General features: G+C 59.8%; 24 protein-coding genes. 13 read left to right on the top strand and 11 right to left on the bottom strand.

The genetic code is table 11. The features are described from left to right. The first annotated feature begins 44 nt into the window (after positions 1-44). The 3 genes from H8B14_RS04285 to H8B14_RS04275 all read left to right on the top strand — a co-directional run bounded on the left by H8B14_RS04285 (position 45) and on the right by H8B14_RS04275 (position 1594). On the top strand, positions 45-410 hold the full coding sequence (locus H8B14_RS04285; RefSeq protein ID WP_187314337.1) for a hypothetical protein: 366 nt from the start codon (positions 45-47) through the stop codon (positions 408-410). Positions 411-555: 145 nt separating this feature from the next. Then, the gene (locus H8B14_RS04280; protein ID WP_187314336.1) at positions 556-831 is read left to right on the top strand and encodes a hypothetical protein; all 276 of its coding nucleotides are present in this window, start codon (positions 556-558) and stop codon (positions 829-831) included. A 136-nt stretch (positions 832-967) separates the two neighbouring features. Then, positions 968-1594: a hypothetical protein gene (locus H8B14_RS04275; protein WP_187314335.1), complete on the top strand. Its 627-nt coding sequence runs from the start codon at positions 968-970 to the stop codon at positions 1592-1594. Between the two features lie 219 nt (positions 1595-1813). Here the strand turns inward: H8B14_RS04275 and H8B14_RS04270 are convergent, their stop codons facing one another. The 3 genes from H8B14_RS04270 to H8B14_RS04260 all read right to left on the bottom strand — a co-directional run bounded on the left by H8B14_RS04270 (position 1814) and on the right by H8B14_RS04260 (position 7472). After that, positions 1814-3097: a M16 family metallopeptidase gene (locus tag H8B14_RS04270; protein WP_187314334.1), complete on the bottom strand. Its 1284-nt coding sequence runs from the start codon at positions 3095-3097 to the stop codon at positions 1814-1816. Positions 3098-3256: 159 nt separating this feature from the next. Beyond that, a complete protein-coding gene (locus H8B14_RS04265; RefSeq protein ID WP_187314333.1) occupies positions 3257-4708 on the bottom strand; it encodes a hypothetical protein in 1452 nt (483 codons plus the stop codon). A gap of 124 nt (positions 4709-4832) precedes the next feature. Continuing rightward, positions 4833-7472, bottom strand: a complete 2640-nt coding sequence (locus tag H8B14_RS04260) for a SusC/RagA family TonB-linked outer membrane protein (RefSeq protein WP_187314332.1) — start codon at positions 7470-7472, stop codon at positions 4833-4835. A gap of 140 nt (positions 7473-7612) precedes the next feature. Here H8B14_RS04260 and H8B14_RS04255 point away from each other — a divergent pair, with 140 nt between their 5' ends. The 4 genes from H8B14_RS04255 (at position 7613) to ytxJ (ending at position 10808) form a co-directional block, all read left to right on the top strand. Next, positions 7613-9601 (top strand): alpha-ketoacid dehydrogenase subunit alpha/beta, encoded by a 1989-nt coding sequence (locus H8B14_RS04255; protein ID WP_187314331.1) that lies wholly within the window; start codon positions 7613-7615, stop codon positions 9599-9601. A gap of 159 nt (positions 9602-9760) precedes the next feature. Continuing rightward, complete coding sequence (locus H8B14_RS04250; protein WP_187314330.1) at positions 9761-10054, top strand: hypothetical protein; 294 nt, start codon at positions 9761-9763, stop codon at positions 10052-10054. 96 nt (positions 10055-10150) lie between these two features. After that, entirely contained in the window at positions 10151-10450 is a 300-nt protein-coding gene (locus H8B14_RS04245; RefSeq protein ID WP_187314329.1) for a hypothetical protein, read from the top strand. A 13-nt stretch (positions 10451-10463) separates the two neighbouring features. Further along, complete coding sequence (gene ytxJ, locus H8B14_RS04240) at positions 10464-10808, top strand: bacillithiol system redox-active protein YtxJ (RefSeq protein ID WP_187314328.1); 345 nt, start codon at positions 10464-10466, stop codon at positions 10806-10808. A 115-nt stretch (positions 10809-10923) separates the two neighbouring features. Here ytxJ and H8B14_RS04235 read toward each other — a convergent pair whose 3' ends face one another. Continuing rightward, positions 10924-11331 (bottom strand): OsmC family protein, encoded by a 408-nt coding sequence (locus H8B14_RS04235; protein WP_187314327.1) that lies wholly within the window; start codon positions 11329-11331, stop codon positions 10924-10926. A gap of 127 nt (positions 11332-11458) precedes the next feature. Between H8B14_RS04235 and H8B14_RS04230 the strand changes: the two genes are divergently transcribed. Both H8B14_RS04230 and lipA read left to right on the top strand, forming a co-directional pair. Beyond that, on the top strand, positions 11459-12259 hold the full coding sequence (locus H8B14_RS04230; RefSeq protein WP_187314326.1) for a hypothetical protein: 801 nt from the start codon (positions 11459-11461) through the stop codon (positions 12257-12259). A gap of 152 nt (positions 12260-12411) precedes the next feature. Beyond that, positions 12412-13308 carry a lipoyl synthase gene (gene lipA, locus H8B14_RS04225; protein WP_187314536.1) on the top strand — a complete coding sequence of 299 codons (897 nt, stop codon included), beginning with the start codon at positions 12412-12414 and terminating at the stop codon, positions 13306-13308. A gap of 91 nt (positions 13309-13399) precedes the next feature. Here lipA and H8B14_RS04220 read toward each other — a convergent pair whose 3' ends face one another. Continuing rightward, positions 13400-14014 (bottom strand): DUF4136 domain-containing protein, encoded by a 615-nt coding sequence (locus tag H8B14_RS04220; protein ID WP_187314325.1) that lies wholly within the window; start codon positions 14012-14014, stop codon positions 13400-13402. 210 nt (positions 14015-14224) lie between these two features. Here H8B14_RS04220 and H8B14_RS04215 point away from each other — a divergent pair, with 210 nt between their 5' ends. After that, complete coding sequence (locus H8B14_RS04215) at positions 14225-14518, top strand: hypothetical protein (protein ID WP_187314324.1); 294 nt, start codon at positions 14225-14227, stop codon at positions 14516-14518. Positions 14519-14687: 169 nt separating this feature from the next. Here the strand turns inward: H8B14_RS04215 and gcvP are convergent, their stop codons facing one another. Then, positions 14688-17612 carry an aminomethyl-transferring glycine dehydrogenase gene (gcvP, locus tag H8B14_RS04210; RefSeq protein ID WP_187314535.1) on the bottom strand — a complete coding sequence of 975 codons (2925 nt, stop codon included), beginning with the start codon at positions 17610-17612 and terminating at the stop codon, positions 14688-14690. A 303-nt stretch (positions 17613-17915) separates the two neighbouring features. Between gcvP and H8B14_RS04205 the strand changes: the two genes are divergently transcribed. Then, a complete protein-coding gene (locus H8B14_RS04205; RefSeq protein WP_187314323.1) occupies positions 17916-19127 on the top strand; it encodes an NAD(P)-dependent oxidoreductase in 1212 nt (403 codons plus the stop codon). 93 nt (positions 19128-19220) lie between these two features. On the opposite strand, the gene H8B14_RS04200 is transcribed toward H8B14_RS04205, so the two are convergent. The 4 genes from H8B14_RS04200 to H8B14_RS04185 form a co-directional block, all read right to left on the bottom strand. Then, entirely contained in the window at positions 19221-20051 is an 831-nt protein-coding gene (locus H8B14_RS04200) for a DUF1206 domain-containing protein (protein WP_187314322.1), read from the bottom strand. A gap of 71 nt (positions 20052-20122) precedes the next feature. Then, entirely contained in the window at positions 20123-20596 is a 474-nt protein-coding gene (locus H8B14_RS04195; RefSeq protein WP_187314321.1) for an SMF family protein, read from the bottom strand. A 285-nt stretch (positions 20597-20881) separates the two neighbouring features. Continuing rightward, positions 20882-21100, bottom strand: a complete 219-nt coding sequence (locus H8B14_RS04190) for a CsbD family protein (RefSeq protein ID WP_187314320.1) — start codon at positions 21098-21100, stop codon at positions 20882-20884. A 158-nt stretch (positions 21101-21258) separates the two neighbouring features. Beyond that, on the bottom strand, positions 21259-22041 hold the full coding sequence (locus tag H8B14_RS04185) for a hypothetical protein (RefSeq protein ID WP_187314319.1): 783 nt from the start codon (positions 22039-22041) through the stop codon (positions 21259-21261). A 291-nt stretch (positions 22042-22332) separates the two neighbouring features. On the opposite strand from H8B14_RS04185, the gene H8B14_RS04180 reads away from it, so the two are divergent. Then, positions 22333-23910 (top strand): hypothetical protein, encoded by a 1578-nt coding sequence (locus H8B14_RS04180; protein ID WP_187314318.1) that lies wholly within the window; start codon positions 22333-22335, stop codon positions 23908-23910. A gap of 81 nt (positions 23911-23991) precedes the next feature. Here the strand turns inward: H8B14_RS04180 and H8B14_RS04175 are convergent, their stop codons facing one another. Next, the gene (locus H8B14_RS04175; protein WP_187314317.1) at positions 23992-24342 is read right to left on the bottom strand and encodes a hypothetical protein; all 351 of its coding nucleotides are present in this window, start codon (positions 24340-24342) and stop codon (positions 23992-23994) included. 167 nt (positions 24343-24509) lie between these two features. Here H8B14_RS04175 and H8B14_RS04170 point away from each other — a divergent pair, with 167 nt between their 5' ends. Then, positions 24510-24935, top strand: a complete 426-nt coding sequence (locus tag H8B14_RS04170) for a DUF6799 domain-containing protein (RefSeq protein WP_187314316.1) — start codon at positions 24510-24512, stop codon at positions 24933-24935. Positions 24936-24950 lie beyond the last annotated feature (15 nt).

Below are 24950 nucleotides of genomic sequence, written 5' to 3'. Positions count from 1 at the left end.
GTGCGTATGGTAGCTCATTTCCAGCTTGCTAACCGATTTCTGCCATGCGTATCGTTTCCGCTTTTACTGTTGGCCTCACTCTGCTAGGCGTCTTGCTGATGTCGGAGGCGGAGGCGCAGAAGACCACCCGGCCTACCGGCACCAAAAAGGCGGCCAACGGCTATCACCGCACCAGTAATACCCGCACAAAAGCACGTTCCGGCGCCTATGCCCGCTACGACCGGTCGGGCCGGCGCGACGAGGAAAATCTGAAGCTGGCTCCGGGACTGCGCCTGAATATGCCCAGCCCGCCCACTACTGACTATATGGGTCGCCCGCTGAAAAAGAAGGCGCCTAAACCTGCGGCCACTGGGGCATCGTCTATTTCTTCAGAAAAAAAGACGACTCCGCCCGCCCGCCGCAAGCCCTAAATCAAATATTTTTTGTGGCAACCCCACGGAAAGCCCAATTAACAGATTGGGCTTTCTGTGGGGTTTGTTTTATAGATAAGTGGCTGAGGAAAAGGAAGAAATAAATCGTAACTTATAGGATGTTCCACCTTTCATCTGTCAGGTTATGGTCCGTTTCACGCTATTGCCCACGTTGGCCGGCTGCTTGCTGGCCTGCAGCGCCCAGGCTCAGTCGGCCGCTAAAGTAAAGCCCGCACCAGCCAAAACGGAGGTGGTGCAGCCTTTTGCGCCGGCTGCCACCCCCGACGACCACGAGTTGGCGCCAACCCAGCATGTAGCCCCCGAAACCAAGGAAGCTGCTCCTGCATTAGCCAAGCCGGCTACAGCGCCGAGTGCACCAGCTACTCCGGCCAAGGCCAGGCCAAAGCCAGCCAAGCAATAGGCAGGCTATGTAGCTCGTTAATTCCCGTATCAGCAGGAACTTCTGGCTAAGCATTGCGTTTCGCAAGAATGTACACAGAACATTTTCTGCCAGCAGGCAGAGCCGTATCTTGCAGCACTTTCTAATTGTAGATCCAATGAATCGTTTTGCCTTACCGTTGCTGCTGGCCGGCACATTCCTCGTAACCGCTCCTGCGCTGGCGCAGACCAAGAAAAAGGCCAACGACGGCTGGGGCTCGTCGGATGGCTGGGGCACACCAGCGGCAGCGCCCAAGAAGGCCGCTGCTGCGCCTAAGAAATCCACTGCGGCTCCTGCTACTACAGCACCTGCTCCGGAAGCCGCTGCTCCTGCCACGCCTGCTGCAGATGCCGTATCCAGCCAAGCCGGCTTCGGCGGCGGTATGTCGGCGGCGGGTACCAGCAATCAGCCTGGTGGCTCGGTGGTAGCACCTGGTTTCACGGCAGCCCCTTCGCACCGCGTAACCACTGACTACCGAGGCCGTCCGTTGGCGCCCTACATCAAGCGCAGTGTGCGCCGCCCCGATCCGGTAGTAGCTGCCCCGATGCCCGAACCGGAGCCCGAGCCGGTAGCGGCTGCTCCGGAGCCAACACCAGCGCCGGTGGCTGCTTCGGCCAGCGCCAGCAAAACGAAAGCTTCGGGTGGCACCACTGCCACCAAGAAAGCAGCTGCGCCCGCTGCCAAGAAAGCCGCTCCGGCTAAGAAGAAGGACGATGGTTGGGGCTCTGGCGGTAGCGGCTGGTAAGCTGCCCTCTGAAGTTGTATCAACCTATAAGAAAAGCCCGGCCGACGATACGTCGGTCGGGCTTTTCTTATGTGCCGGCGTTGTCGTCAGCAATACCACGCTGTAGATACGCGCAACATTTACTTCTCGTCGTTGGATGACAGCTACCACTTCGCCTGGAAAACCAGCAGTACCTACGATTCCAGAAGAGAGGGACTTCGGTACAGCCGCGCCTGCTGCCTATTCGGCGGCGGCCGTAGCCAGGGCTTCCGGTATAGCTGCGGCGGCGGGCTGGGCGCGGTAGTAGAGCGTGCTGCAATTGTCGGGGCGGAGCACTTCCTGGGCGGCGGCGTGCACGGCAGCCGGCGTAACGGCCTGCAGACGGGCGCTTTCCTGGTTGACGAGGTTGGCGTCGCCCATGAGCTTGCTATAAGCCAGGTTCATGGCCCGGTTGAGGAGCTCGATTTCGCCGAACACAATGCTGGCTTCGGCCTGGTTTTTTACTTTTTCCAACTCGTCGTCAGCCACCAGGGTTTCGCGGAGAGTAGCCAGGGTAGCTTCCACGGCGGCATCGGCGGCTTCCAGCGTCACGCCGGTGTTGAGTTTGCCGCTCACTACCAGCAAGCCCGGTTCCAAAGAGCCGGTCACGGAAGCTGAAATGGAATTGAACAACGGATTCTCCTTCACCAGTTGCTGATACAGGCGGCTGGACTTGCCCCTGCCCAGCAAGTCGCTCAGCAGGTCTACGGCGTAGTAGTCGTCGGCGCTGCGGGCAGGCATATGGTACACTTTATACAGGGCGCTGAGGGGCACGTCGGCGGCTATTTCCAGGAAGCGGGCCTCGGTTTGGCGAGGCTCGGTGGGCAGCTGGCGCTCATAGGCCGGACCACCCGGAATGGGCTCAAACCATTTCTCGGCCAGGCGGCGCGCTTCGGCCACCGGCACAGCCCCGGCCACTACCAGCACAGCGTTTTGCGGGTCATAATGCTTCTGAAAAAAAGCCCGCACGTCGTCCATCACGGCATTTTCAATGTGGCTGATTTCTTTGCCGATGGTGGCCCACTGGTAAGGGTGGTGCTGGTAGGCGAGGGGGCGCAGCTTCAGCCAGACGTCGCCATAGGGCTGGTTAAGGTAGTTCTGCTTGAATTCCTCCACTACTACCTTGCGTTGCACCTCCAGTCCGTTTTCCGAGAAAGCCAAACTCAGCATCCGGTCTGATTCCAGCCAGAAGCCAGTTTCGATATTAGCGGCCGGCACCGTGAGGTAGTAGTTGGTGATGTCGGGGGATGTGAAGGCATTGTTTTCGCCGCCCACGCGCTGCAGTGGCTCGTCGTAGCTCGGGATATTCACGGAGCCCGAAAACATCAGGTGCTCAAACAAATGTGCGAAGCCTGTGTGGTCGGCGTCTTCGTCGCGGGCACCCACGTTGTAGAGCACATTAAGCACGGCCATCGGTGTGGTGTGGTCTTCGTGCACGATGCAGCGCAGGCCGTTAGCCAGCGTGAATTCTTCGAAATGAATCATGGATGCAAAGCAGGAGAGAAACTGGATAGGGAGCTAACTACTAAGCGGCTTGCTGAGTTCGGAAATAGGGCGTAGGGCGTTTAGAAGTCAGGGCGTAAGACGTGGGCTGCCCCACGGCATAGAAGCTAAACGCATCTTCTGAACTCTATATCCTAAACCCTACCAGCCTTCCAGGTAGTAGCGTTTTTCTTCTTTGGTGATACCCCAATACTGAATCAGCTTGGCGCTGGTTTCTGAATATTTAGGGTCGTTGATTTTCCACCACGAAGCCACGGTGCAGCCAGCGCCCAGGCGCACTACCGGCTCCGACGCTGCCGCCAGCCGCGCCAGACTCTGCCGCTCACACTTGTTGTTCTCTTTAAGAAAAGGGTGGTCGGAGAGCATGTAGAACGCCGAAACTACCAGCACAGCCGCCAAGTAGCGGCGGCGCTGTTGCAGCCGGGGCAGCCCGCGCAGCAGCAGCAGTGTGCTGAGGCCATACAGAAACATCAGGCCCAGCAGTAGCGGCATAATTGAGTCGCGGCGGATGATGAGGGGGCGGTATTCGCGGTAGCCTCCCAGTGGAAGCAGCAGGATATACACAGTGCTGAACAGCACCAAGCCCAGCAGCACCCGCTGCACGAGGCGGCTCTGCTCGGATACTGGTAGCAGGCGCCGGATCAGCCACACGTTTAGCAGCGTAGCCACCAGCAGCACCGGCAAACCAGGCCGGCGAAACAGCCAGAAGATACCCGACGGGATGCGGGCGTACCGCTGCCACAGCGGCAAGGTATGATCGGTGCCTTCCAGCTCATTCTGCCCGATATATAGGGAGTATAGGCACAGGGCCAGGAATAAGCCCAGCATTGCCACCGGCAAAACCGGCAGCTGCCGCACCCGACTCATCCATTGTCCTAACTCAAACCGCGCTCCGGTCTGCCACTGCCGCCACATCCAATGCACCCCAATGCCCAGAAACAGCACCGCTACCACGCCTGTGATAATGGCCCCGTTGAAGGCCAGCACTACCATCAGGGCCATCAGCGCCAGCCGGCGCGGCCAGCTTAGGCGCAGCGGCTCGCCGCGCCGTGCCGCCAGATAAAACGGCAGCAGCAGCAGCAGCAGCAACGCCATCGGGAAGGCGTAGAAAAACGTGTAGGTGATGGCCCGGTCCAGAATGCCCATCTGGTCGTTGTAGCCTCCTAGCTGAAACAGCGGCACCAGCAGCGCCATGGTAGCCCACAACTGCCACCGCCGCAGCGAGTAGCTGCCGGTAGCATACACGGCCAGCACGTAAAGCAGCAGCCCCTGCACCAGCACCCCAAACAGGGCGCAGGCGGCATATACGCTGTCAATGGGCGGCACCAGATGCTGCAGCGCAAAGGGCATCGTTTTGAAATAGCTGCCCATGGCTGCATGGGCAAAAAAGCGGTTGGGCGCCACGTATACCGAGTCTCGCGTCAGCACCGTCCAGCCGAATGGGTCCTGCAGCACTCGTTGGGACATAGGTCCCGGCATTACAATATCCACCATATCGCCTTCCAGCGGCAGCTGGTTGGCTTGGAAAAAGGTGAAGGCCAGATCCAGTACCACAAACAGGATCAGCCCCCAGAAGAATAGGCGTGTTTTCATTAAAAAGCAATAGCCCGGCCACTCGTTTAGGGTCGGGCTATGCAAGTTAAGCCGGTTTTTTGGGTGGGAAAAATGCGGCTATTCAGTTGAAGCCCTGATTTGCGCTACTGCGGTTACCAAAGGCTCAAAACTGACCTCGCACACCCACCAGAAAGGTGCGGGCGGTGGGGTAGGCGCTGCTGTCGAGGCCGGCTTGGTTGGCGTCGGCGCCGCCGCTGCTCACGCCGGGGTCGAAGCCACGGTATTTTGTTAGTACCAGCAGGTTCTGGCCGCCCGCCCACACGCTCAGGCTGCGGGCCGCCTGCTTCCACAGCTCGTAGCTAACCTGCACGCTGGACAGGCGCATATGATTGCCGGACTGCAGAAAATACGAGCTGCTAGCGCGTACGGCCGCGCCGGCCGCCGGCACGTCGGTGCCAGCATTGGTGGGCGTCCAGCGCTGGAGCAGGCGGCGGCCGTTGCTGGCAAAGCCAGGGTCTTCGAGGAAGCGGTTGTTTTCGTTGTATATCTGGTGGCCAAAGGCACCGTCGGCCTGCAGCTGCAAACCCAGGCGCTGGTAGCGCAGCTCTTGCGTGAAGCCCAGCAGCCGCGTAGACAGGCCCGAGCCCAGGTTTTCGGGGGTGCCCTCCGGCGAGGCAACTATGCTGCCGGCGTAACGGGGCCGGCCGCTGGCGTCGGGGCCGAGGTAGCGCAGGCCGCGGTAATTTGCCAGCGGGTCGCCGTCGGCCGTCAGCTGAATGCCATTGTTGCCCCAGGTGCGGGTGCCCTGGTAGCGGCTCTGCTGCGTGGCCAAGGCCAGGGTGCTAGTGGTCTGCCAGCGCGGGCCGCTCAGCCAAGTGCTGGTAAGGGTCAGCTCCAGCCCACGGGCCCGCAGCGTGCCAGCATTGGGGCTGGTAGGTGTTCCGTTGTAAGAAAAAGTTCCCGGCATTTCCAGAGACGTGCGGCGCTGGTAGGCGCTGGCCTGCACTAGCAAACGGTTGCTCCAGAACCCGGCGCTCAGGCCAGCTTCGTGCTGAGTGGTAATTTCTAGCAGCGGCTTGCCGATGGTGAAAAACCCGCCCTGACCAGCCAGAACAGTAGTGAAGAAGTTTTGCCCGTAGAAGCTGCCGGTATTGGACGTACGCCCCATACCCGCCCACATGTCCAGCTGCGACACGATGGGGCTGTCTTTCAGAAATGCTTCCTGCCCGGCGTGCCAGTTGAGCTGCGCTCCGGGACTCCACTGCCAGCGCTCATCGTTACCAAAGTTGCTGCTGCCGTCGCGGCGGAGGCTGGCCTGCAGCTCGTAGCGGCCGGCGTAGGTGTAGCCGGCCTGCAGGGTGGCGGTTTGTAGCTTCCACTCGGTTTGGTTGACGGAAATTTCTCCGCCTTGCCCCAATCGGCTGGTGGTGCGTATATCGGTGCTGTCGTATTGCTGTACGTTCTGCTGACGCACTTCCAGCCGCCCCACTAGGGCGTGGCGCGCGGCCAGGGTACGGCGGTAGTCGAGAGACGCTTGATAGGTGCGCTGGCGGAATTGCCGGTCGTCAACCCGGTGGCTTTCAAAGTCAGAGAAAAAGCCGCTGCCGGGCGTGAAACTACGGCGGAGCAGCGTGTTACGCTCCCACTGGCCCAGCACACTGGCCGTAAGGTGCTGCCCAATGCTTTGGCGCAGTGCCAAGCCACCCAACAGTTGCCGCTGCCGGGGTTCCCGCGTTTGAAGCAGTGCCTGCCGCAGAGGGTTGTTTGTTACATTTTCACTGTTGTTCAGCTCTCCGTTGGGTAAGCGAGCCGGAAGCGTGGGCTTGGCCGTAAGCATGTTCAGCGTCAGGCTTTCGTCGGGCAGGCGAGCCTCAGCTTGGCTGGCGCCTACGCGGGCTTCCAACATGAGGCCGGGCGTGAGTTGCTGCTGCACGTTGGAGCGCAGGGCGTAGCGGCGCAGTTGCGAGTTTTCCACGATGCCGTTCTGGCGTAGGTAATCGGAGCCCACGTAGTAGCGGGTTTTGGGCAAGCCGCCGGCCACACTCAAGTGGTGTTCCTGAGTGGCAGCCATACGCAACACTTCCTGCTGCCAGTCGGTGCCTTCGCCGAACTGCGCCACCTGCGCGGCCGAAAACGGCTCTTGGTACCCTTCGTTGCGGGCGGCTTCGTTCTGAAATTCGGCGTACTCGCGGGCGTTGAGCAGGTCGTAGCGGCGGCGCACCTGCTGCAACCCGCCGTAGCCGCTGTAGCGCACCTGCGGCTTCTGGTTCAGGCGGCCTAGCTTGGTGGTGATGCTAATGACGCCATTCTGGCCCTGCGCCCCGTATGCCGCCGTTTGAAACGCCCCGCGCAACACCGTCACCGATTCAATGTCCTCAGTAGGCAGGTTCAGCAGCGGGTTCAGGCCGTACACCCGCATGGGTTGCACGCCCAACACCCCAGTAGACTGCGGTAGCTCATTCTCGCCCATGTTCTGGTACACCGGCACGCCATCTACCACATAGAGCGGCTGCGCGTTGCGGGCTAGTGAGGCCGCTCCCCGAATCCGTACCGCTACCTGCGCGCCCGGCGCCCCGGAATAGGGCGAAGCCTGCACCCCAGCTACTCGCCGTAGATGCTCCTGAAGCGGTAGGAAAGGGGAGAGGTGGGAAGTAGTTACAATAACCTCATCCTGGATAAGCCCATTTATATTATCTGATGGACTCACCCCCACAACCTCCCGAAGCCGTGTGGTATCCGGCTGCTGGGCCATGGCGGGGAGCGAAAACAGCAACGAAGAACTCAGGGGTAATAATCGGGTCATAGAAACAGGATAAGGCCGGGGATTGAGTGCACGAAGATAGATGCCGACGGACCGCTCATTTCACAATCCGGCCGCCAATAATTTCGCATCCAACCCAAACCCGTACTTTTGGCGCCACCCACCATTTCTGCCTGCTCCCGATGAACTTCGACCGGAAAGATTACACCAACGAAACTCTGCTGCACCTCTACCAAGCGTTGCTGAAGCCGCGCTTGATTGAAGAAAAAATGCTGATTCTGCTGCGGCAGGGCAAGGTGAGTAAGTGGTTTTCGGGCATCGGGCAGGAGGCTATTTCGGTGGGCAGCACGCTGGCGCTGGAGCCCGACGAGTACATTCTGCCGCTGCACCGCAACCTGGGCGTGTTTACGGGCCGCGACATTCCGCTCGACCGCCTGTTTGCGCAGTGGCAAGGCAAAACCACCGGCTACACCAAGGGCCGCGACCGGAGCTTCCACTTCGGCACCAACGAGCACCACATTGTGGGCATGATTTCGCACCTGGGGCCGCAGCTGGCCGTGGCCGACGGCATTGCGCTGGCCGATAAGCTCGCCGACCGCCCCAAGGTAACCGTGACCTACAGCGGCGACGGCGGCGCCTCCGAAGGCGACTTCCATGAGGCCCTGAACGTGGCGGCCGTGTGGCAGCTGCCGGTCATCTTCATCATCGAAAACAACGGCTACGGCCTCAGCACACCTTCCAACGAGCAGTTCCGCTTCCGCTACTTCGTGGATAAAGGCCCCGCCTACGGCATGGAAGCCGTGCAGGTAGATGGCAACAACGTGCTGGAAGTGTACGACACCGTGCGCCGCCTCGCTGAGGATCTGCGCCAGAACCCGCGCCCCGTGCTGCTGGAGGCCCTCACGTTCCGGATGCGTGGCCACGAGGAGGCCAGCGGCACCAAGTACGTGCCGCAGGAGCTGTTTGAGGAGTGGGCCCAGAAAGACCCGGTGGAGAATTACGAGAAGTGGCTGCTGGCCGAAGGTGTCCTCGACGAGGAAGCCCGCATGCGCTACCGCGAAACCATCAAGCGCGAAATCGAGGAAGGCTTGAAAGTGGCCGACGCCGTGCCCATGCCCACCGCCAGCCTGGAGCAGGAAGTCGGCGACATGTACCGCGCTTTCGAGGCGGATGCTTCGTTGCAGCTAACAACCGACAACCAACAACCAGCAACCGACAAGCGCTACGTCGACGCCATTTCCGATGGGCTGCGGCAGAGCATGGAGCGCTACCCCGAACTGGTGCTCATGGGCCAGGATATTGCCGACTACGGCGGGGTGTTCAAAATCACCGACGGCTTTGTGGCGCAGTTTGGCAAGGGGCGTGTGCGCAACACGCCGCTCTGCGAATCGGCCATTGTGGGAGCGGCGCTGGGGCTGAGCATCAAAGGGCAAAAGGCTATGGTGGAAATGCAGTTTGCCGATTTCGTGACCTGCGGCTTCAACCAGATTGTGAACAATCTGGCCAAAAGCCACTACCGCTGGGGCCAGAACGCTGATGTGGTGGTGCGCATGCCCACCGGTGCCGGCACGGCCGCCGGCCCGTTTCACTCGCAAAGCAACGAGGCCTGGTTTACGCATACGCCTGGCCTGAAAGTGGTGTACCCCAGCAACCCCGTAGATGCCAAGGGCCTGCTCTGCGCCGCTTTCGAAGACCCCAACCCGGTGCTGTATTTCGAGCACAAGCAGCTCTACCGCAGCCTTTCGGCCCCTGTACCCGACGTGTATTACACCACGCCCATCGGTAAGGCGGCGCTGGTGCGCGAGGGCGACACGCTCAGCATCATCACCTATGGCGCGGGCGTGCACTGGGCCCTGGCGCTGGCCGAGGAACTGAACCTCGACGCGGACATTCTGGACCTCCGCACCCTGCTGCCCTGGGATGAGGACGCCGTGCGCAAAACGGTAGAGAAAAACGGCCGCGTATTGCTGCTCCACGAGGACACACTCACAGGCGGCCTGGGCGGCGAAATCGGGGCCTGGATTGCCGAGCACTGCTTCCGCAGCCTCGATGCGCCCCTGATGCGCGTCGGCTCGCTGGATACGGCCATTCCGTTTTCGCCCAACCTGGAAAAACAGTTCCTGCCCCAGCAGCGCCTCCGCGAAGCCGTGCAGAAGCTGCTGAGTTATTAGACAATAGAACGTCATCCGGGAACGTCATTCCGAGCGAAGCGGAGCGTAGTCGAGGAATCTCGCTAGTGTGGTAAAATCAGTGCCAGCGCAATGTCAGCATGCGAGATTCCTCGACTACGCTCCGCTTCGCTCGGAATGACGTTCTATTTTTGCAACTCCATGAAACCACTCGTTACGTTGTGTTTGTTGGGGGCGCTGCTGGCCGGCAGCAGCTGCCACCGCTATGCGCTGCCCAGCCCCAAAGGTCCGCCGCAGCCCAAAGTGAAGCGCTCGGCGCGGGGTGCTGCTGACGCCAACGCCGACGGTACGGCCGATGCCGCCCCGGCCGAAGTGAAAACCCAGAAAAACAGCTACACCAAAAACGGCCTGCTCAAGAAGCCCAAGTATGAGCGCCGCCGCCTGAAGCGCAAAGTGGGCCAGCGGAAGTTTCTGGGCATTACGCTGCCTTTTTAGCGGGCAGCCTTCGGCGTATTTTTTGCGTATCCTGTTCGGCGCTCTGCCGCCCTTTGTTTCTCTTTACTGTTGTTTGCTATGCGTTATCTGCTGTTAATGCTCGGAATTATTGGTTTGTCGGCTACGGCGGCTTCGGCCCAGACCCAGCCCGTAAACCGCCGCGCCGAAAACCGCCGGGCCCTGCGCGACGCCCGAAAATACCCCGCGCCCTACAAGGATTCGCACCTGGCCGTGAACAAGGAAACGCTGAAGCCGGGCGAAGGCGGCCGTACCCCAGAGGTCGAAGAGGAAGCGGCGGCTTATAAATTCGACAAAACCGGTGCAGCTCGCGTAAGTGAGCCTAGCCCCATCGGGCTGCGGCTGCGCAAAAAGAAAAAAGACGCCCCCACCAACTAACACCACCCTTACTATGACTCCCTGGCAACCCCTCACCCAATCCGAACAACTCCTTGACATCGTGCGCGAGTCGCAGGAGCAGCCGGTTCTTATCTTCAAGCACAGCACCACCTGCTCCATCAGCGCGGCGGCCAAAGGCAAAATTGAGCGCCAGTGGGCCGATGCCGGCCTCGACAACGTGAAGCTCTACTACCTCGACTTGCTGCGTTTCCGTCCCATCTCACAGGAAATAGCCCAGAAATTCAGTGTGCAGCACGAGTCGCCGCAGCTGCTACTCATCCAGGACGGCGAGTGCCGCTACGATGCGTCGCACATGGGCATCCGCCTCAACGACGTGAAGCAGGCCGTGGCCGGGTAAGTTGAAAGGCCGTCATGCAGAGCGGAGCGAAGCATCTGGCTAGTGTGGTAACCTCATTTACTACACTAGCCAGATGCCTCGCTCCGCTCTGCATGACGGGCAATTCGTTTAGGCGCTAGCTCTCGTAGGAGAACTGAACTTCCTGCTTGATTTCGGGGTGGAGGCTGAGCGCCACCGGACAGGTGTGGGCCGCGTTTTCGAGGATGGTGCGCTCTTTCTCACTGAGCGAGGCCGGCAGCCGGAACTGCACGTCAATCTGCCGGATGCGGCGGGGTTCGGCGCTCATGTGTTTGGTTACTTCGTACGTTACGCCGGTCAGGTCCAGGTTCTGCCGCGCCGCCACGATGCCCATGATGGTCATCATGCACGCGCCCAGCGCGGCACTGACCAGGTCGGTCGGCGAAAACGATTCGCCGCGGCCGTGGTTATCCACGGGCGCATCGGTGAGAATGGTGGTGCCGGAGGCGGTATGTGTGGCTTCGGTACGCAGATTGCCGGTGTAGCGGGCGGTGGCGGTGCTCATACGGAATGATTTGAGAGGTTAGCCGGTTAACAGCATGATACCTGCAAATTTACGTACTTTCGACAGGGTAGCCGCCACGCGGCCCTTCCGGTTCAGTTCTTTCCACCCTCTAGCTTTTCTGCGCCCCGTGCGACACGTACTTACTCTGGCCGCTACCGTGCTGGCTGCTGCTGCTCCGGCAGCAGCGTGGGCGCAGAAGGTGCCCACTGCTACGCCCAACGACGATCCTTCCTACCGGAAGGAGTTTGTATATGGCATCAACTTCAACACCAAAGGCGGCCTGATTGGCGGCGTTTCAGTGCGCTCCAGCCACGTGCTCAACGAGAAATGGTCGCGCTACTGGAGCATCGAAGGTGTGGAGGTGAAGCACCCCAAGGAGCGCCGTCTGGCCAGCTACAACGGCGGCTCTTTCGTGCGCGACAAGGCCAATTTCCTGTATGTGCTGCGCCCCACCATCGGAGCACAGCGCGTGATATTCCGCAAAGCGCCGGAATCGGGGGTGCAGGTGAATGCGCTGTTTGGCGCCGGTCCGTCCATCGGGCTGCAGATGCCTTACTACATCTACTATGACTACACCCCGCGCGACACCAACGGCAACCCCACCGGCCCCGACGACATCCGGGCCGAAGCTTACGACCCCCGCCAGCACGGCAACCTAAACCTGGTGCTTGATCGGGCTCCGCTGTTTTCAGGCATCAATGAGCTGAAGCCGCTGCTGGGCGCCCATGTCCGGGCCGCCCTCAGTTTCGAGTATGGCCGCTACCGCGACGCCGTGGCGGGCATCGAAACCGGCTTTTTGCTGGAAGCCTACGGCAAACGTCCCATCATCCTGAGCACGCTGCCTTCGGCCGACATCGACGACACCAGCATCAACAACCGCTTCTACCCGTCGGTGTACCTCACTATTTATCTGGGCTCGCGCAGCTGAGTGGTGCCACCGTTTGCTGCCACCGCAGGAGGTGAGACTTGGGTTTGAGTGGTGCGCCACCCGAACAAAAGTCTCACCTCCGGCTTTTACCGGAAGCGGATTCTGTATTTCCCCACGCCCAAACCTAGTACCTTTACAGCATGGAAGATTTGCTGCTGACCCTACCAATCATTCAGCCCGAAGCCGCTGCCCCAGCCAAGCCCCGCAAGCCCGACTGGCTGCGCGTGAAGCTCCCGGTTGGCCCCGAATATGCTGCCGTTCGTCGCCTCGTGGATGAGCACAAGCTGCACACCATCTGCGAAAGCGGCAACTGCCCCAATATGGGCGAGTGCTGGGGTGCCGGCACGGCCACCTTCATGATCCTGGGCAACATCTGCACCCGTTCATGCTCGTTCTGCGCCGTGGCTACTGGCCGCCCCAACGAGTACGATACCGATGAGCCGCGCCGCGTGGCCGAAGCCATTCAGTTGATGGGCGTGAAGCATGCCGTGCTGACCTCCGTCAACCGCGACGAACTCAAGGATCGTGGGGCCAGCATCTGGTATGAGACAGTGGTACAAACCAAGCAGCTCTCCCCCGAAACCACCATCGAAACCCTGATTCCGGACGTAAAAGCCAACTGGGACGCGCTGGATACCATGATTGCCGGCGGTCAGGAAGTGGTGTCGCACAATATGGAAACAGTAGGCAGCCTTTACCGCCTCGTGCGCCCGCAAGCCAAGTACGAGCGCAGCCTGGAGCAGATCCGGCGTACCTACGAGGCCGGTAAGCGCACCAAGTCGGGCATTATGCTGGGCCTAGGCGAAACCCGCGACGAGATGTACAAAGCCATGGACGACCTCGCCGCTAACGGCCTACACATCCTCACGCTGGGCCAGTACCTGCAGCCCACCAAGCGCCACCTCGAAGTAGCCGAGTTCATTCACCCCGATGTATTCGCGCACTACCGTGAGGAAGGCTTAGCCCGGGGCCTGCGATACGTGGAAAGCGGCCCACTGGTGCGCAGTTCCTACCACGCCGAGCGCCACGTGAACGTGCCGATTGATTAACACGGAGAGCTGTAATTGATTTACTTACAACACAAAAAAGCCTTCCCTATTCAGGGAAGGCTTTTTTGTGTTGTTGACTGCTGGCTAACGACTACCGGCTGGCATTAGGACCTTCCGGACCTTGCGGTGGATAAGTACCCAGGATGCTGTTGACGATGCGGTACACTTCTGGTTCTGAAATGGTCTGCTTGTCTACCTGTGCCTGGCCCTGGCCACGCCACGCCAACTCTTTGCGCCGCACATCCACGAAGTCGATGATAACGGTACCAGCTTTGTAGTTGGTGATGTAGCCGTTATTGCGGCCGTAGAGGCCACCGTAGTAGCCACCATACGGATAGCCATAGGGGCCGAAGCCACCATAATTAGCCTGTTGCTTGTCCTCTACCTTGGCTGAGTATGCAATGTAGAGGTCGGGGGCCGTGTCGGAATAAGTAAGGCCCTTAGCCGTCATTTCGCGCTCCACGGCCGTGCGGATACGCTTATCCAAAAACGACTGGTAGCCCTGGGCGGGGCCGCCCTCTGTGTCTTTGGTTTGCGTTGGGTACCACGACCAGGTTTTGTAGGCCCGGAAATTTACGGAATGGTCGAAGTCGGAGGTTACACCTACCCGCGAAGAGGTGGCGCAGCCCGATAAGCCCAGCAGCATAGCCGAACTTAAGGCCAGCACAGCGGCGGGCCGGCTGAAAAATCGAGTGATATGTGACATGGAAAATATCAGAAAGACGTGTGAGAAGCAGAGCAAAAACCGGGCGATTCAACGCCTGCGTGAAATCTTGCTGTTCTGGTTTTTTAACAGCCTACGCCCATCCATCGTTCCTGGTTTTAGCGCATATCCTGACCTGAAGTAAAATTATTCAGGGAAAATTCTCTTTTACTTCTGAATGTATATATCTTACCCCAATCCTATTACTCCGCCATGAACAAAACCACCTTATTTCTGCTCTCTCTACTAGGCCTGGCAGCCTGCACCGCTGCCAAGGAAGACACCGGAAACTCCCGCACCGCCAGCACCGCGCAAGCCAACACCATCGTGGAATGCATCCTCTACGACGGCATGACCAAGCAGTCGGCCCAGCTCACCAGCGTGGGGGCTGATACACAGGTGCAGATAATGGACACAGTGGATGTTTACTTCGTGAAAGCCCGCGTCACCAAAGACGGCCAAGTCCTCAACGGCTACATGTACCGCAGCTGCTTCGGCAAACAATAGATTTTTAGGACTTAGGGCTTAGGGCCTAGTAAATAGGCCGTATATATTGCTCAAAGAAGAAGGCCCCACCGTAACCCGGCGGGGCCTTTTGCATACACCCTGAGCCCTGAGCCCTGAGCCCTGAGCCCTGAGCCCTGAGCCCTGAGCCCTGAGCCCTGAGCCCTGAGCCCTAGTACGACGGGCCTTTGTCGGTTTCGACCAGCTTCTCTTCGGCGTCGGCGTACTGCTCGATGGGCGTGCAGGCGCAGATCAGGTTCCGGTCGCCGTACGCGGAGTCGATGCGGGACACGGTGGGCCAGAACTTGTAGTTGCGGGCGTACTCGGTGGGGTACACGGCCTGCTCGCGGGAGTAAGGACGCTGCCAGTCGTGCACCAGCACGGTGGCGGCAGTGTGCGGGGCGTGCTTGAGCACGTTGTCCTTGGCATCGGCGTTGCCGGCTTCTACCTCCGCAATTTCCTTCCGGATGCTGATCATGGCCTCGATGAAGCGGTCCAGCTCCTCCTTGCTTTCCGATTCGGTCGGCTCGATCATGAGCGTGCCGGCTACCGGGAAGCTCACCGTGGGCGCGTGGAAGCCGTAGTCCATCAGGCGCTTGGCAATGTCTTCCACCTCGATGCCGGCCTTCTTGAAGTGGCGGCATTCCAGAATCATCTCGTGGGCGCAGCGGCCGTTCTGTCCGGTGTAGAGCACGGGGTAGTGCTCCTCCAGGCGGGCCTTGATGTAGTTGGCGTTTAGGATGGCAATGCGCGTGGCCTGCGTCAGCCCCTCACCGCCCATCATGTTGATGTAGGCGTAGCTGATAGGCAGGATGCTGGCCGAGCCCCAGGGCGCCGAGGTAACCGCGCCGGCCGTGCGGCCGTCCGCATCCACCAGCACGTGGCCCGACAGGTAGGGGGCCAGATCGGCCACTACGCCGATGGGGCCCACGCCGGGTCCGCCGCCGCCGTGCGGGATGCAGAACGTTTTGTGCAGGTTCAGGTGGCACACGTCGGCCCCGATGGTGGCGGGCGAGGTGAGGCCCACCTGGGCGTTCATGTTGGCGCCGTCCATGTACACGCGGCCGCCGTGCTGGTGAATGGTGGCGCAGATGTCGATGATGGTTTCCTCGTACACACCGTGCGTGCTCGGGTAGGTTACCATCAGGCAGCTCAGGCGGTCGGCGTACTGCTCGGCCTTGGCCTTCAGATCGGCCACGTCGATGTTGCCTTCCTCGGTGCTTTTCACCACGACTACCGTCATGCCGGCCATGACGGCCGAGGCGGGGTTGGTGCCGTGGGCCGAAGCCGGAATCAGGGCCACGTTGCGGTGCTGGTCGCCGCGGGCATCGTGGTAGCCTTTGATGGCCAGCAGGCCGGCGTACTCGCCCTGCGCGCCCGAGTTGGGCTGCAAGGAAACGGCGTCGAAGCCCGTCACCTCACACAGCCACTTCTCCAGGTCGTGGAAGATTTCGGTGTAGCCTGCTGCCTGTTCGCGCGGGGCGAAGGGGTGCAACCCCCCGATTTCGGGCCAGGTCACCGGAATCATCTCGGCGGTGGCGTTCAGCTTCATGGTGCACGAGCCGAGCGAAATCATGGAGTGAGCCAAACTCAGATCCTTGTTCTCGAGCTGCTTCATGTAGCGCAGCATCTCGTGCTCGGAGTGGTGCGAGTTGAAGATGGGGTGCGTGAGGTACTCGCTCTTGCGAATCAGGTTGTCGGTCCAGGTCACCTCCACCTCGTCGGCCTGGGCTACCTGGCGCACGTCGCGGCCCAGCACTTTGCTGAACACGGCCACGATGTCCTGTACATCCTCAATTTCGGTGTTCTGGTTGAGCGAGATGCCCACGCGCGGTGAGCCGTGCTCCTCAAAATACCGGAAGTTGATGCCCGCCGACTCGGCCTCTTTCCGAATGGCGCTCTGCAGCTCCCGGCTTTCCAGCTTGATGTCGAGGGTATCGAAGTAGAACTCGTTGCGCTGGTCCAGGCCCAGGGCGTGCAGCTCGGTATCGAGGGTGCGGGTGAGGGCGTGGATGTTGCTGGCAAACTGGCGGATGCGCTGCGGGCCGTGGTACACGGCGTACATGCCGGCCAGCACGCTTAGCAGCACCTGGGCGGTGCAGATGTTGCTGGTGGCTTTTTCGCGGCGGATGTGCTGCTCACGAGTCTGCAGGGCCATGCGGTAGGCCTTGTTGCCGGCCGCGTCGATGCTCTGGCCGATGATGCGGCCGGGAATCACGCGCTTAAAGGCGTCTTTGGTAGCGAGGAAACCGGCGTGCGGCCCGCCGTAGCCCATCGGTACGCCAAAGCGCTGGGAGTTGCCCACCACGGCATCAGCGCCCATTTCGCCGGGAGGCGTGAGCAGCGTCAGGGACAGCAGATCGGCGGCCACGGTCACGAATAGGTTGTTGTCGTGGGCCTTGCTGATGAAGTCGGTGTAGTCGTACACGGCGCCGTCGGCGGCGGGATACTGCAGCAGGGCCCCGAACAGCGTCTCGTCGGAGAGGTCCACGGTGCGGTGGTCGCCCACTACCAGCTCAATGCCCAGGGGCGTAGCGCGGGTGCGTACCACGTCGATGGTCTGGGGCAGCACCTGCTCCGACACGAAGTAGCGGGTGGCGTTTTTCTTCTTGCTCAGGGAGTGGAACATGTGCAGCGTTTCGGCGGCGGCGGTTCCTTCGTCGAGCAGCGAAGCGTTGGCAATTTCCAGACCCGTGAGGTCAATTACCATCGTCTGGTAATTGATCAGGGCCTCGAGGCGGCCCTGGGCAATTTCGGCCTGGTAGGGCGTATAGGCGGTGTACCAGCCCGGGTTCTCCAGAATGTTGCGCTGAATCACGGCCGGCAGCTGGGTGTCGTGGTAGCCCAGGCCGATGTAGTTTTTGAACAGCTTATTCTTGCCGGCAATACCTTTGAATTTCGCCAAAAAAGCCCGCTCCGTGAGGGCAGCGGGCAGGTTCAGCGGCTTCTTGAGGCGGATGGCGGCCGGCACGGTTTCGTCGATGAGCTGGTCAATCGACTCCACGCCGATAACGCGCAGCATCTCGGCTACGGCAGCTTCGTCGGGGCCGTTGTGACGGTCCACGAACACATCGGCGGGCTTGGTCTTCAGCAACATAGTAACAGGAGTGAGGGTGGTAGCAGAAGTGGGTGGGGCAGGCCCCCAACAAAGGTAGTGCGAAAAGGCTTCACCCATAAACCGATAAGTGGGCAAATGTTTGGGCATTTCAACCGACAACCTACCTGTCATCCTGAGCGGAGCGAAGGACCTGCTCACACCGGAACGTCTTAGATCCAAGAGAAACCCAAACGTGAGAAGGTCCTTCGCGCTGCTCAGGATGACAGACGCATGGCATACGCAGGAGCGACGGATCAACAATTTTCCGCAGATTTAGCCCCCGAACTTCCCATTCCCACCCGTATGCGTCCCATTACCATTGGCCTGATCCGCGAAGGCAAAACCCCGCCCGATAAGCGCGTGCCGCTCACGCCCAAAAAATGTACCGAGGCCGAAGCCCGCTTCCCCGGCCTGCAGATTGTAGCCCAGGAAAGCCCCATCCGCTGCTTTTCCGACGACGAGTACCGCACTGCCGGCGTCGAGGTGCGCCCCGACGTAGCGGACTGTGACATTCTGATGGGCGTGAAGGAGGTGCCCGTGGCGCAGCTCATTCCCCACAAAACCTACCTGTTCTTCTCGCACACCGTGAAAAAGCAGCCTGCCAACCGTGAGTTGCTGCGGCAAGTGCTGGCCAAGAATATCACGCTGATTGACTACGAGATGCTCACCAACGAAAACGGGGAGCGAATTGTGGCCTTCGGGCGCTGGGCCGGCATTGTGGGCGCCTACAACGGCCTGCTGACGTACGGCCGCAAGCATGGTCTGTATGAGCTGAAACCGGCCTACGAGTGCGTGGACATGGAGGACATGCAGGAAGAGTTTTTCAAGGTGAAGAAGCTGCCGCCTATTAAGATGGTAGTAACCGGCTCGGGCCGCGTGGCCCAGGGCGCGGTAGAAGTGCTGAACCTGATGGGCATCCGGCGCGTGAGTGTGTACGACTACCTCTACCTCGATTTCAACGAGCCGGTGTATACCCAGCTGCGCAGCTCCGACTACAACCGCCGCCGCGACGGCCGCGTGTGGGATACGCCTGATTTCCACCGCCACCCCGAAGAGTACGAAAGCACGTTTCGCAACTTCCTGCCCGTCACCAACCTGCTTATTGCCTGCGCCTACTGGCACCCGGCCGCACCGCGTTTGTTTGAGGAAGCCGACACCAAGCGTGCCCATTTCCGCATCGACACCATTGCCGACGTGACCTGCGACGTAAACGGCTCCATCCCGACCACCAAGCGCAGCAGCACCATTCAGGAGCCCGCCTTCGACTACAACCCCGCCACCGGCGAGCTGGAACCAGCCTATTCCGCGCCCGGCAACATCACCGTTATGGCCGTGGACAACCTGCCCTGCGAGCTGCCCCGTAATGCCAGCCGCGACTTCGGCCGCCAGCTCCTCGACAATGTACTACCCCACCTCATCCACGAAGGCACCGACGATGTGGTGGAGCGCGCCACCATTGCCCGCAACGGCCAGCTCACCGAGCGGTACCAGTATCTAGCTGACTATGTGGCCTAGTGGTTTTGGCTGTGAGATGCACCAAAAAGCGGGTCCGCCTAAGCTAAACTCAGACGGACCCGCTTTTTAATAATTGCCGGCTAGTTGTAGTGCTTAGATGCGCTTGAGCACCGGGTATTTGGCCTGCACCAGCATGTAGAGTCCGTAAGCCATCAACCCCAGCGCCACAATGCCGAGCACCACCGGCCCCATAGACGCCAATAGGTCAAAGGCTTCGTCGGTGCTGCCGACGGCGGCGGCGCGGTGCTGGCGGCCGGCCTGCACGAAGAAGTAACCGATAATGGCCATCACCACGCCCCGGGCCGTGTAGCCAAGTTGGCCGATACGGTATACAGTATTCTGCTGGCCCGCCGGAATGTCGGAGCTGTTGACGTGCTTGTGAAAAGAGCCGGAGTAGGCGTTATAAATCTGGTATAATCCACTCCCGATAATGGCTACACCTATCAGAATGATGATCCACTCGCCGCCAGGCCAGTTCAACACGCGGGCTGTGAGGCTTTGCTGCGTGTTGCTGCCTGCGTCAGCAGAGCCGTTCATGGCTAGCTTGGCCGCATACCAGGCCAGGCTGGCGTACAGCAGGCCACTGCCCGCGTACCCGATACGGCGGCCCAGGCCCTTGGCATCGGAGCCTTTGCTCTCGGTATCTACCACTGCCTGCGTGAAGCGCCACACAATGTAGCCAAGCAGTCCGAAGGCTATGAGTCCCAGCAGCACGGGCCCGCCGGGCAAGCTTTGCAGCGTAAGCACGGCCTGCTTTTTGTCGGTGGTTTGTCCGCCTTGCTGGCCGGTAGCCGCTAGCAAAGCCAGCACACCCATCAGCAGGTACACGGCGCCTTTAGCGGCAAAGCCAAAGCGGGCCAGCGCCCGGATTCCGCCTGAGGGCGAAGTCGGCACGGCAGCAGTTAAGTTGTCGGAGATGTTCATACAATGCGTCAGTTAGGGAGTACCTGCCCTGTACGCGAAAAAGCACGTGACGTTCGGCTGGAGTCTGCCTGCTATCGAATACTTGGCCGGTAGGAAAGCGGCAGGTGGCGCCCCAGGGCGCCTACTGGCCGCCAGGGCTGGGCACCCCGTTGCAGCAGATGCTTGTTATCCGGGATATTCAGGGTGTAGATGGTTTTCCCTTGTATCGCAGCCTGCGCCAGCAACCGGTCGATAGTACCACCGGGCTTTAAGTATGGGATAAAGAAATCGTCGGCTAAATCGGCAATCAGCAGGTTCCGGATTTCAGCTGTTTCCTCTGTGATGTGGCGTACGTTGGCTTCAAAAGGCGAAACGAATAAAAGCCGGTTGGCTTGAATTTCGGGGCCATACTCCATCCGTACATTATGTTGAATTCCTCGGCCCAGTACGTAGATAATCGGCTGTTGCGGCCCCTGCAGCAGGTACCGGAACACCGACTGCTCCAGCCGCGAGTGAAAGCCCGACAGCACGCAGCATTGCTCATAGCGCTGCTCCAGTGCCCACACATACGTTAGGTACTCTATAGATGCCGGATAATCACGTGAGCAAAAGAAGGCCGTTTTGCATTGCTGCAATAAAACCTTGTTGCCTAGGGTCCGCAATTCTTCGGCCGCTATACGCATAAATAGCTGAGGAGATGACTTGTCTAAAGATAGGAATATTATTGCAAATTAAATAATATTTATAAATATTCATTGTCCAGGTATGTATTTTACTATATCTGGCCTTTCCAAACAAAACGCCCCGAGCGTTGCGGCCCGGGGTGTGTATGTATGTTCTTAGGATCAGTGCTAGAATGTGCGCTGGAACCAGTGCTTGATATCTTCAATGGTCTCGCCGGTTTTCTGCTGCAGGCGGCCAAACCATTCGTCTTGCTTGCCTTCCTCGTAGTGCAGGTCGTCGTCGGTCAGGCTGCCCCATTTCTGCTTGGCCTGGCCTTTAATTTCGTTCCAGTTGCCGCGCGTGCGCAATTCAGTGCTGTCGTCGATGCCGTTGTTGTTAGCGTCCATGTTGATTGAGGTTAGAGTGGGAAAGATGACTGGCTATACGTGGCTGCAACAGTTGAGTTTATAATGCCCTGATTTTTCCGATACGCTTCCGTTATCAATCGTCGAATCGTGGTGTATCTAATTCATATATAGAGTAATGCGTTGTAAAATGCGCCTGGCTACCTGCGGCGCGAGTTGAAGCCTACCAGCAGGCTGACGCGGGCCCCACCGTTGCCGGGTACCACGGCTACATTGACCGGGAAATTGACACCATCGTAGCGGAAAGAGGTGCCTACGGCCAGCGCTATGCTGGCACTTACTGGTGTCAGGTTGGGGCCTACGCCCACCTCCAGGCCTTTCGGGCCCCGGATGCCAAATAGCGCATTAAGACTCGGAATAAATTTGCCTTGCTCTAAACCGCCTATCAGGGGCACAAACTCAAACAAACCCGACGTGCCGTTGGCTAGCCGGAAAATGCGGGTTTCAAACTGCCAGCCAAATTGCGTGAGAAACGGATTGAGGCCCGGCACCGACTCCCGAGCTTTACTTACTACGCCACCCATTAGTACAGTGCAACCAAGGCGTGGCCCGCCCAAGTACACTGTCTCGCCGCTAATCTCTTCGTCGCCGGGCACTATGGGGCCAGGTGGGGTAGCCGCTTTGGCTGGGGCCGGACCGGCAGGCACGAACCCCGCTACTGGTGGCGAAGCAACAGCAGTAGTAACCGGCCCGAATTCCTCCTGAGTACCGTTGGCGTAGCGAATCAGGCGCACTTCTGCTTTGCGCACAATGTAGAGCGGGCCCTCAAGGTTATCGGTGCGCCGGAAGCGGATATCAGTGGGCGTAACTTCCACCACCTTCACCTGAATTTCTTCGGCGTTGTGTTTGACGAGCAGATCCTGCGCCTGCGCGGTGGCCGTAGTCAGTAGCAGCAGGAAGGAAAGGAGTAGCGAACGAAGCATGGCAGTGGCAGTAAGGGTGAGTGAGAAAGAAACTGTGGTGAAGATGCCAATGCGTCCGCCCGTCGTGGCTGCCAGCTTTTTGTGTTGTGGGACTTCTGGCTACATCAGTTTTTGAGTGTAGTGAATTGATAGTTAGGGAATTGATATATAGATAATAGGATTTTTAAGAATGCGTTTCCTAGTTGGTTTTAGCAGGTAAAGACGCTTTCTTTAGGTGGTTGATTCTAGGAGCTTTTAACACCCGCGGGTGCTGGGCTGCCACGCGCTATTCTACCTCGCTAATATTCCGTCATGGACGACCTTCGTACCACCCTGGCTACCTTTTCGCCCACCGACCGCAAGGAATTTCTGCAGTTCATTCAGCGGCAGAAGCGCAAGCCCAAGGGCCGCATGGATTTGCGCCTCTGTGAGCTTCTGCTGCACACCAAAGCCTACACCACGCCGCAGCTGCTGGCCAAGCTCTACCCCGATGAGCCCAACGCTGTGGCGTACTATGCCCTGCGCAAACGCCTGCTCCGCCACCTCACCGAATACCTGCTGCTCCGCCAGCGCCAGCAAGACCCCACGGCGGCTTCCTCGGTGCGCGGCCTGCTCACGCTGGCGCAATACCTGTTCGAAGCCGGCGTGCCTCGTTTGGGCTGGTCGATGCTGCGCAAGGCCGAAAAGCTAGCCCACGACAACGAACAGTATGAACTCCTGAACACGGTCTACTCGCTGCAGATTGCCCAGGCTGGCAGCGAGTACGCCGACGACCTGGCCGACATCATCCGGCGGCACCGCATCAACAAGAAAGCCGCCGATGAAGAAGAGCGCGCCAACATTGCCGACAGCCTGATCCGGCAGCGCCTGCGCCAGGCCCGCGTGAAAGGCCGTGCCGGTGAGGCGTTTGATGGCATTTTGCAGGATGTGCTGCGCGAATACGACCTGCAGGAGGCGTTTGCCCGGCGCCCGGCCGTGCTCTACCGCCTGATGTCTATTGCCCGTAGTGCCATGCTCGTGCGCCGGGATTTTGTGTCGTTTGCCCCGTTTGTGCGCCGCTGCTACCACCTCATGGAAAAGCGGCACGGCTTTCAGCCTGCGCACCGCTACTACCAGCTGGGGCTGCTATATATGGTAGCACACGCGCTGTATCGGACCCGCAAGTTTCAGGAGTCGGTGGCGTATCTGGAGCAGTTACGCGCCGTGCTGGATGAAGGAGGTGCCCAAGCCTACCAGGCTGCCTGGCTGCCGCGCTACACCTTTTTGCTGGCCGCTAACTACGCTTTCTTGCACCGCAACGCTGAGAGTATTCAGCTGCTAAACCAGGTGCTGCGCCAGCCGGCCACCGTACTGGCCCCACGCGACGAAATGACGGCCCGGCTTGGCCTGGCTTTCCACTACTTCGCCGAAGGCCAGTTCAGCAAAACCAACCAGACACTCATCAGCATCGGCCGCTCCGACCACTGGTGCGAGCAGGAAATGGGCCTGGAGTGGATGCTCAACAAAAGTATGGGCGAAATGCTGGTGCAGTTTGAGCTCGGCAACTCCGACCTGGCCCTCAACCGCCTCCGCGCCATCGATAGGGTGCTGCGGGAGCGGTTCAGTGCCGATGGGGAAGGATACGTGGCTGTGTTGCGCTACCTGAGTCTGGTGCGCGAAATCATTGAAGACCCGGCGGCGGCGCGGCGGCCGGACTTTGCTGAGCGTGTAAGCCAGCTGCCGCCCTTTGCACCACTGGAACAGGAAGACCTGCAGGCATTGAGCTTTTACAGCTGGCTGTATGCCCGCACGCAGGGGCGCCCCTACTACACCGTATTGCTGGAACTGGCCGGCAGCAGCTCGCCGCCGCCTGAAACGCACGCTACAATAGCCAGCAGTACACTGGCCTAAACGCAAACAGGTTCCTTGCTTTCCGCTCGACGGATTGAAAGGAACCTGTTTGGTTGTCAGGCACTGGGTGCCCGGCAGAAATTAGTTGTTGCGGGTAGCTTGCTCCACCTCGGCAGCTGCTTCCTTGGTTTCGGCGGCAGCTTTGTTGGTAGCATTGTTGGCCGCGGCAGCTGTTTTGTCGGCAGCGTTTTCGATGGCGTTGCCAGCGTTGTTGGCTGCGGCTTCGGTAGCGTTAGCGGCATTGTTGGCTGCGGCTTCCGTTGCATTAGCGGCATTAGTAGCTTCAGCTTCGGCAGCAGCCCCTGCGTTTTCAGCGGCAGCCTCGGTGTTGGCGGCAGCTGCATCGGCATTCTCTTTGCCTTCCTGGGTGCAGGAGGTAGCGGCGAAAGCAACGGCAGTAGCTACGAACATAGCTTTAATCGACATTTTCATGGCAAAAAGAAATTGAGAGTGAAAAAGTAACTGAACAGTACTTAATAGCGGCCCGCCTAAGAGGTAACCCACTTCGGCGGCAAGCCGCAGGATTATTGGCGTAGCTCCAACATCCGGCGTTTTGCGTGCGTAAGCAGGGCCCGTTCCCTTACCTGATACCTGAGTTAATGAAACATCTTTTGCCCGTTCTGCTCGGACTGCTCCTCGTACTGCCAGTGGCGGCTCATGCCCAAACCAACGACGGGTTTCTGCGCCGCGACGGTACCATGTATATACTCCGCAACGGCCAGACGCGCCCCATGCTCCATGATGTGCACCTGCCCAACGGCCAAACCGTTACGCACGACGGCTTTGTAGTGGCCGCCGACGGCCGCCGCACGGAGCTGCGCAATGGCAGCGGCTGCAACCTCAATGGCGAAGCTACCACTGCCAGCGCGCAGGCCAACCGGGTAGTGCTGCAACCAGTAGCCAGCAGTGCTCCTGTCAACCGCCGAACGGAATACATACAAGCCTTGCCGGCATGGGCCAAGTGGATAAGTGGCCGTGGCAAGGGCCGCTATAAGAAACGGAAAGGCAAAAAGCACGACGACTAGCCGCTAGCGGGGCAA

This window comes from Hymenobacter puniceus (assembly GCF_014333525.1).
In the GTDB taxonomy this organism is placed as follows: domain Bacteria; phylum Bacteroidota; class Bacteroidia; order Cytophagales; family Hymenobacteraceae; genus Hymenobacter.
This window is presented reverse-complemented; position numbering and strand designations above follow the sequence as displayed.

Bases quoted from the DNA above. Each gene is read 5' to 3' on its own strand.
- H8B14_RS04285 (WP_187314337.1), top strand. From the start codon at position 45: ATGCGTATCGTTTCCGCTTTTACTGTTGGCCTCACTCTGCTAGGCGTC.
- H8B14_RS04280 (WP_187314336.1), top strand. From the start codon at position 556: ATGGTCCGTTTCACGCTATTGCCCACGTTGGCCGGCTGCTTGCTGGCC.
- H8B14_RS04275 (WP_187314335.1), top strand. From the start codon at position 968: ATGAATCGTTTTGCCTTACCGTTGCTGCTGGCCGGCACATTCCTCGTA.
- H8B14_RS04270 (WP_187314334.1), bottom strand. From the start codon at position 3,097: ATGATTCATTTCGAAGAATTCACGCTGGCTAACGGCCTGCGCTGCATC.
- H8B14_RS04265 (WP_187314333.1), bottom strand. From the start codon at position 4,708: ATGAAAACACGCCTATTCTTCTGGGGGCTGATCCTGTTTGTGGTACTG.
- H8B14_RS04260 (WP_187314332.1), bottom strand. From the start codon at position 7,472: ATGACCCGATTATTACCCCTGAGTTCTTCGTTGCTGTTTTCGCTCCCC.
- H8B14_RS04255 (WP_187314331.1), top strand. From the start codon at position 7,613: ATGAACTTCGACCGGAAAGATTACACCAACGAAACTCTGCTGCACCTC.
- H8B14_RS04250 (WP_187314330.1), top strand. From the start codon at position 9,761: ATGAAACCACTCGTTACGTTGTGTTTGTTGGGGGCGCTGCTGGCCGGC.
- H8B14_RS04245 (WP_187314329.1), top strand. From the start codon at position 10,151: ATGCTCGGAATTATTGGTTTGTCGGCTACGGCGGCTTCGGCCCAGACC.
- ytxJ (WP_187314328.1), top strand. From the start codon at position 10,464: ATGACTCCCTGGCAACCCCTCACCCAATCCGAACAACTCCTTGACATC.
- H8B14_RS04235 (WP_187314327.1), bottom strand. From the start codon at position 11,331: ATGAGCACCGCCACCGCCCGCTACACCGGCAATCTGCGTACCGAAGCC.
- H8B14_RS04220 (WP_187314325.1), bottom strand. From the start codon at position 14,014: ATGTCACATATCACTCGATTTTTCAGCCGGCCCGCCGCTGTGCTGGCC.
- H8B14_RS04215 (WP_187314324.1), top strand. From the start codon at position 14,225: ATGAACAAAACCACCTTATTTCTGCTCTCTCTACTAGGCCTGGCAGCC.
- gcvP (WP_187314535.1), bottom strand. From the start codon at position 17,612: ATGTTGCTGAAGACCAAGCCCGCCGATGTGTTCGTGGACCGTCACAAC.
- H8B14_RS04205 (WP_187314323.1), top strand. From the start codon at position 17,916: ATGCGTCCCATTACCATTGGCCTGATCCGCGAAGGCAAAACCCCGCCC.
- H8B14_RS04200 (WP_187314322.1), bottom strand. From the start codon at position 20,051: ATGAACATCTCCGACAACTTAACTGCTGCCGTGCCGACTTCGCCCTCA.
- H8B14_RS04190 (WP_187314320.1), bottom strand. From the start codon at position 21,100: ATGGACGCTAACAACAACGGCATCGACGACAGCACTGAATTGCGCACG.
- H8B14_RS04185 (WP_187314319.1), bottom strand. From the start codon at position 22,041: ATGCTTCGTTCGCTACTCCTTTCCTTCCTGCTGCTACTGACTACGGCC.
- H8B14_RS04180 (WP_187314318.1), top strand. From the start codon at position 22,333: ATGGACGACCTTCGTACCACCCTGGCTACCTTTTCGCCCACCGACCGC.
- H8B14_RS04175 (WP_187314317.1), bottom strand. From the start codon at position 24,342: ATGAAAATGTCGATTAAAGCTATGTTCGTAGCTACTGCCGTTGCTTTC.
- H8B14_RS04170 (WP_187314316.1), top strand. From the start codon at position 24,510: ATGAAACATCTTTTGCCCGTTCTGCTCGGACTGCTCCTCGTACTGCCA.